General features: G+C 60.7%; 5 protein-coding genes and 1 tRNA gene. 4 read left to right on the forward strand and 2 right to left on the reverse strand.

The genetic code is table 11. The features are described from left to right. Positions 1–472 precede the first annotated feature (472 nt). Together VHD36_07565 and VHD36_07570 are read left to right on the forward strand one after the other, a co-directional pair. Positions 473–1,870 carry a HAMP domain-containing sensor histidine kinase gene (locus tag VHD36_07565; GenBank protein ID HVU87162.1) on the forward strand — a complete coding sequence of 466 codons (1,398 nt, stop codon included), beginning with the start codon at positions 473–475 and terminating at the stop codon, positions 1,868–1,870. Next, the gene (locus VHD36_07570; protein ID HVU87163.1) at positions 1,867–2,463 is read left to right on the forward strand and encodes a response regulator; all 597 of its coding nucleotides are present in this window, start codon (positions 1,867–1,869) and stop codon (positions 2,461–2,463) included. Before VHD36_07565 ends, VHD36_07570 begins: the two co-directional genes overlap by 4 nt. A gap of 44 nt (positions 2,464–2,507) precedes the next feature. Here VHD36_07570 and bla read toward each other — a convergent pair whose 3' ends face one another. Next, on the reverse strand, positions 2,508–3,344 hold the full coding sequence (gene bla / locus VHD36_07575; protein HVU87164.1) for a subclass B3 metallo-beta-lactamase: 837 nt from the start codon (positions 3,342–3,344) through the stop codon (positions 2,508–2,510). A 47-nt stretch (positions 3,345–3,391) separates the two neighbouring features. Then, positions 3,392–3,916 carry a hypothetical protein gene (locus VHD36_07580; GenBank protein HVU87165.1) on the reverse strand — a complete coding sequence of 175 codons (525 nt, stop codon included), beginning with the start codon at positions 3,914–3,916 and terminating at the stop codon, positions 3,392–3,394. Positions 3,917–4,259: 343 nt separating this feature from the next. Here VHD36_07580 and VHD36_07585 point away from each other — a divergent pair, with 343 nt between their 5' ends. Both VHD36_07585 and VHD36_07590 read left to right on the forward strand, forming a co-directional pair. Next, positions 4,260–4,928: a hypothetical protein gene (locus VHD36_07585; protein HVU87166.1), complete on the forward strand. Its 669-nt coding sequence runs from the start codon at positions 4,260–4,262 to the stop codon at positions 4,926–4,928. Between the two features lie 428 nt (positions 4,929–5,356). Further along, positions 5,357–5,429, forward strand: a tRNA-Gly gene (locus VHD36_07590). Positions 5,430–5,761 lie beyond the last annotated feature (332 nt).

The raw sequence follows: 5,761 nt of genomic DNA on the forward strand, positions 1-5,761 counted from the left end.
CGGGTTGGGAAGGAATATTCGCGCGCCGCTCGGCCAAGGGCGCCGCGGTCTTGAAAACCTCGCCCAAGGTCAAGAAGCCAAGCTCGGCCCGAAAGCCGAAGGTGGCCAAGGTAACCAAGCGGCGGCCACGCTAGCGCGGCGTCTCCCCTTAAGTCGGGCGGCACGCGCCCTTTTTTTCGCGGCGGCGACGATCGATGCCATCACCGTCGCCGCGCCGTGCGCTCTCCATGTAATTGTCTGCACATAGAGTGCGCGCGACCGCCCTGGCAGGCCAAGCGTCGCGCTGGGCCTGTTTGTCTGCGACATTTTGACGCGGACGGTCACTCCATCCGGGGAATTCGCCGGGGCGGGAAGCCGTGGCGCGCCAAGTGCATTCGACTTCCGGTGCCCTGGCGTGTTTAAATACGGTTAGAGGCCCGCTTGCGGCTGTTCCGCCGGGTCTCGGGCAATCGGCCTTTTGCCAGGAGGCGCGATGGAAGACCTGTTGGCCAAGTTTGGCAAACAGAGGTGGGCTCCCTATCTCTGCATCGGTACCGCTCTGGTCTTGGTCGTACTGCTCGGCTTGTGCGGCGCCTACTTGGAGTTGGAGCGGGCACGAGCCTCGGTCACCAGTTCGATTGTCGGCCGGCTCAGGTCCCACGCGGAGCGGACCGCAGGACACCTCGAGAATCTGGGCGCCGAATCGGGTACCGGCGCCGATTTGGCAACCGCGCGGAATGCGCAATGGCTTCGCGCCCACTGGAGACGCGTGATTCCACAACCGGAGCGCGTGTACGGCGCCGTCATCGACGATGACGGGCATATCGTGGCCCACAGCGATCCAACCCTCGAAGGAGGGCATCTGCCAACGAAATGGTTTGACCGGGAACTTACCGCGGCTGGGCCGGGCGTGGTCGAAACATCGTGCCGCGAATTGACCGGCGGCGTTCGCAGTTTCGATATCCAAGCACCCATTTCGGTCGGCGGCGAGAAACTTGGCACTTACCATTCCGGACTCAATGCCGCCTGGTTCGAAAACGAAGTGGCCTCGGCCGAAGCGACCGTCCTGCGCCGCTGGTTCCTGGTAACCGGCGCCATCGTGTCCGTTGTTTCCGTGGCGGTGTTCGCGCTGCTGGCCATCATGCGCCGCAATGCGACGCTGCGCCGCCAACTCGATCGTGCCGAATTGCAGCGCGTGACAGCGATTAATCGTCTCATCACGGGCTTGGCGCACGAGATTCGCAATCCTTTGAATGCCATCAAGCTGAACCTGTTTTCGGTCAACCGCCGACTTACCCGGTCGGCGGGACCCCAGGACCAAACGGCCACCCACATGATCGAGGCGAGCGCCCTGGAAGTCGGCCGCGTCGAGGAACTGATGCGCGAGCTGCTGGGATATGTCCGCAACGAGCCACAAGTCGATGAGTTGGTGGACCTCGTTACCGAGGTCCGCGACGCGGTGACCTTCTATCAGCCTCTCTTGACGGAAGACCAGATCCATCTGCACGCGGAATTGCCCGACGAAGCAATCGAGGTACGCTTGAATCGACAGCGGCTGCGGCAAGTGCTGCTGAACCTGCTTACGAATTCACGTGAAGCGCTGGGCGAGGAGGGGCAGATCTGGATCAGAATTCGGCGCCAGGAAGAATCTGCCGAGGTGGTTATCGAAGATGACGGGCCGGGTATACCCACCCGCGATCAAGACAAAGTGTTCGAACCGTTCTTTTCGACGAAAAGTGCCGGCGTGGGCTTGGGCCTTACGCTGGTACGCAACTACGTCACCCAATTCGGTGGCGACGTGCAGTGCATTCGTAGCGCGAAACGGGGCACCTGTATTCGCATTTCCATTCCATTGGCTGAAACCGCCACATTAGCGCGAGGTGTAACGTGAGTGATGAAGCAGCTATTCTCGTCGTCGAAGATCAACGTGCCGAGCGCGATGCCCTGTCGCGCATGCTCGAAACCGAGGCTTATCGAGTTGTGGCGGCTCGAAACCCTCGCGAAGCCATGGCCTACGTTCACCAACCGATCGACCTGGTGATCTGTGACTTGCGCCTGGGGACGGCCAGCGGCGTCGACGTGCTGCGCGACTGGCGGCGCAGCCAGTCGCGCACGCCCTTCATCATGGTGACGGCCTATGGCGACGTGCCGACGGCCGTGGCCGCGATGAAACTCGGCGCCGAAGACTATATGACAAAGCCGGTCGACCCCAGCGCTCTGTTGGGGCTCGTGAACCGTTTGCTGCGCACCGACCGGCGCGAGGGACAACCGGCCTCGTCCGCACCGGGGGCGCATGATGATTCCGAGCATGAGTCCGTCGAATCGCACGAGGGGAGAGCGCTCGAGGTTCTGGAACGACGTGCGATTCTCGACACGCTCGAACAATTCGGTGGAAACCGCACGCGCGCCGCCGACGCGCTCGGGATCTCGGTGCGTACGCTGCAGCGCAAGCTCAAAGCCTGGGGAATGGCTCACGAAGTTTGAACGTCGGCGTCAGCTTGGATGGTGCCGGCGATGTGCAGATCTATCTATTCCGCGCTCTCCGTCTGCGCGGCCAAGGTATTGCGGAAGGCCTGCTCCTTCTTCGCAACGAACTCCTTGTAGCCTTGGGGATTTACGAACGCGTCGGCCTGTCCTTTTTGGAGAAGGTCGTATCGCTCGATCATGCCGTAGTAGCTGCCGTGGGCGCCGAGAAACACGTCGCACGGCAAGGCTTTGAGAACCTCGAAGGTCCTGGCAAAATCCGCGGCGATTTCGGGATAAGACTCGTTGCCCACCAGCTTGAATCCAGGATTCACGTTGGGGCTGCCGACGACGACGACGTCATGTTTCTTGCCGCCGTCTTCGACCTGCCATGCCCACGTCGTGCATCCGCGTGTGTGACCGGGAGTCCGATGGGCGACAAGCGTTGCGCCCCCGAGCTTGACTTGATCGCCGTCCTCCAGAACTCGGTCGACCTTGCACGGCTGCCAGCGGCTGGTCACGTACAGGTACTGGCCAACGCCACCTGACGCGATGACCTCGTGATCGCCGCGCATGACATACACCTTGGCCCCCGTTGCCTTCTGGAGCAGTGCGTGGCCGGCGACATGGTCCGAGTGCGCGTGACTTGCCAGCAAGATTTTGACGTCGGTCATTTTGAAGCCGAGCGACTCGACCGATTTTTGAATCAAGGGAACCGTGCGCTCGAAGCCGCTGTTAATGAGAATATGCCCTTCGGGCGTGGTGATCAGATAGGTGGCCAAATCCTTGGAGCCGACGTAGTAGACGTTGCCGACGACTTTGTGCGCGGGGAACGGTTCGTACCAATCCGACGGGCCTTGGCCAGTGATGGCCACAGCCAGAACCAATGTCGTTAGAAGCATGCGAAGACTCTCCGATCTATCGGCAATGGTTACCGCCCACGGTGACTTCATTCACGGGAACTCGGCTTGGCTGGGCCGCTTTTCTCGTCAGTGGCGGGCGCGGATTCAATGTCATCGCCCCGCTCGATCCGCCCCCACATATGTCCGCCGAACTTTCCATGTTGCCAGGTGCCCGCGTAGCGCTGCCCATCGAAAATGACCTTCGCGGAAAGTTGGCTTCCCAGTCCGGGCAGTGTCGAATCGCTCAGCGAAACCATCGGCGTGTCCCCAGCCCAGACCACGGGCACCGTAATCGGCAGGGTGAGATCCTGGCTGAGGTACTTGACGCGCGCGGTGAAGGTCCAAAGGCCATCCTTGGTCTTCGTAACCGACTTTAGTTCGTAACGTTCCGCCAACGGAAGCTTGTCGGTCTTGACGCCGTCGATCGAGAACGTCCCGACAAGCACCGCGCCGGAAAGGGCTTCGGCAAATTTCTTCTCTCGTTCGGCTTGCGCTACACCGTCATCAGCCCTGACCGAATCGGCGACTGCGAATGCACACACCAATAACAGAACGCGGCGAGCTGTGACCATGTGCTCTCTCCTCCAGCCGGCGTCGAAGCGACGGAGATCGGAACCTGCTCTACGTTGTATCAGGTTAATGGATGGTCAACTATGCTTCCCGCCACTCAAGGCGACAGGCGACCGATGGGAAACGATTTTGATGCCTATCACGAATGCACGGATTGTCGGCAAATCCGGCAACAGGATTCGTCGAACCTGGAGTGCCTTTGTTTCAAGGACCGACGACACCCTTGGGGAGTGATCTACGGTTGACAGGGGCGGTGGGGGCATTCGGTGAAAGCGTCTCTACACAAGGCAGGTCCAGTCTTCTTCTTTTCCCGCGATGGTTCTTGTCGCCGACGGTGGCCAATCCATGGAGACAACGTTCAGCCCAACCATCGCGCCAGCACCCTTACAGACGCGCGGGGCGCGCCGTTGGCTGATCATCGGCTTGAGCATCTGGAGCATTCTGGTCCTGGCCGGGCTCGTGGCGCTCGAGCGCTACGCCAATGCCCCGGGCGAGACGCGAGATCCTCCACGGACCTGGCCCATTGAATCGCAGATCACGCGCGATGGCCGGCCGACGCTTTTGCTCTTTGCCCATCCGTGTTGTGCGTGCACGCGCGCGACTCTCGCGGAACTGGCGCGACTTGCCGCGCGTTGTGGAGACGACGTCGATTTACACGCTCTATTTATCCAGCCGGGCGGTTCGGATTGGTCAGCCCAATCATCGAGCCTCGTGCAAATGGCTCACGCCATCCCTGGCGTCAAGGTTCACGACGACGTGGCACGAAGAGAGGCCAGACGATTTCATTCGCTGACTTCGGGAACGTGCCTTCTCTACGATCGGGATGGTCAACTCATATTCCACGGCGGACTAACACCCGCGCGCGGTCAGGAGGGCGCTAACGCCGGTGCCAGCGCCATCGCGGCGCTCGTTCATGGCCGAACTTCCGAGGTCGATCGCTCCGCGGTGTTCGGCTGTCCCTTGTTTGAAGAAAACTCAATCCCCACCGTCGCTGATACCTGCACCACGAAGTAATCGCGCAAGTAAACGAATGACGGCGGCGACTTGAAACGGTGCGATCGAAAAGTCCGCCGCCCGCATTCCCCTTTTAGGGCCTCTCGAACAATTGTGCGCGGGAGGCGGACCGTCACCTGGGCAATCGCCGTGGCGATGTGGCGAGTGGTGAAGAAGGCCTTTCGGAAGGTTCCGTAACGACGGAAATCTACCTCGTCGCCCACGACAATTCCAAGTCCTCACCGCTTCGCGGTTCGTTGCGAAGCAATCCGTTGCCCTCAACTCATGGAGGCCAGGCGGCACAGGATGCTCGGAGAGACAAGCCGAATCAATTCTGGCTGCGTCGGTTGACAGAATCGCTGACCGGGTCGTCCCAGTGGACGGAGTTCCTGGTAGAATCTAGAATCGCTGGACAGAGGTTGTCTCGTATTCTCCGAGAAAACTCGCACGCGGGCGTAGCTCAGTTGGTAGAGCGCTAGCTTCCCAAGCTGGATGTCGAGGGTTCGAGTCCCTTCGCCCGCTCTGATTTAAGAGCCTTTCAGCTCAAGACTTACCGCCACTGTCCCAAACGTCACCCTCGCGAGTGGTGACAGAATCGGTGACAGAATTCTTCGCGGGCGCGTGGCGCGCTTGCAGCGAAACTCTCCCGGGGATCCCCGTATCTACCTGCGGAGGATCGTCATGGCCCGGCAAGCAAAACCCTGGTTCAATCGCCAACGCAATTGCTGGATGGTCTGGTTTAACGGCAAGCGCGAGAAGCTTGCCGAAGGCCGCAGCAACAAGAAGGCGGCACAAGACCGGCTAGTGGAGCTGCAATTTGAGTCGTCCCGCAATCCTCATCCCGACGCGGGGCA

Source organism: Pirellulales bacterium, from assembly GCA_035546535.1.
Classification (GTDB): domain Bacteria; phylum Planctomycetota; class Planctomycetia; order Pirellulales; family JACPPG01; genus JACPPG01.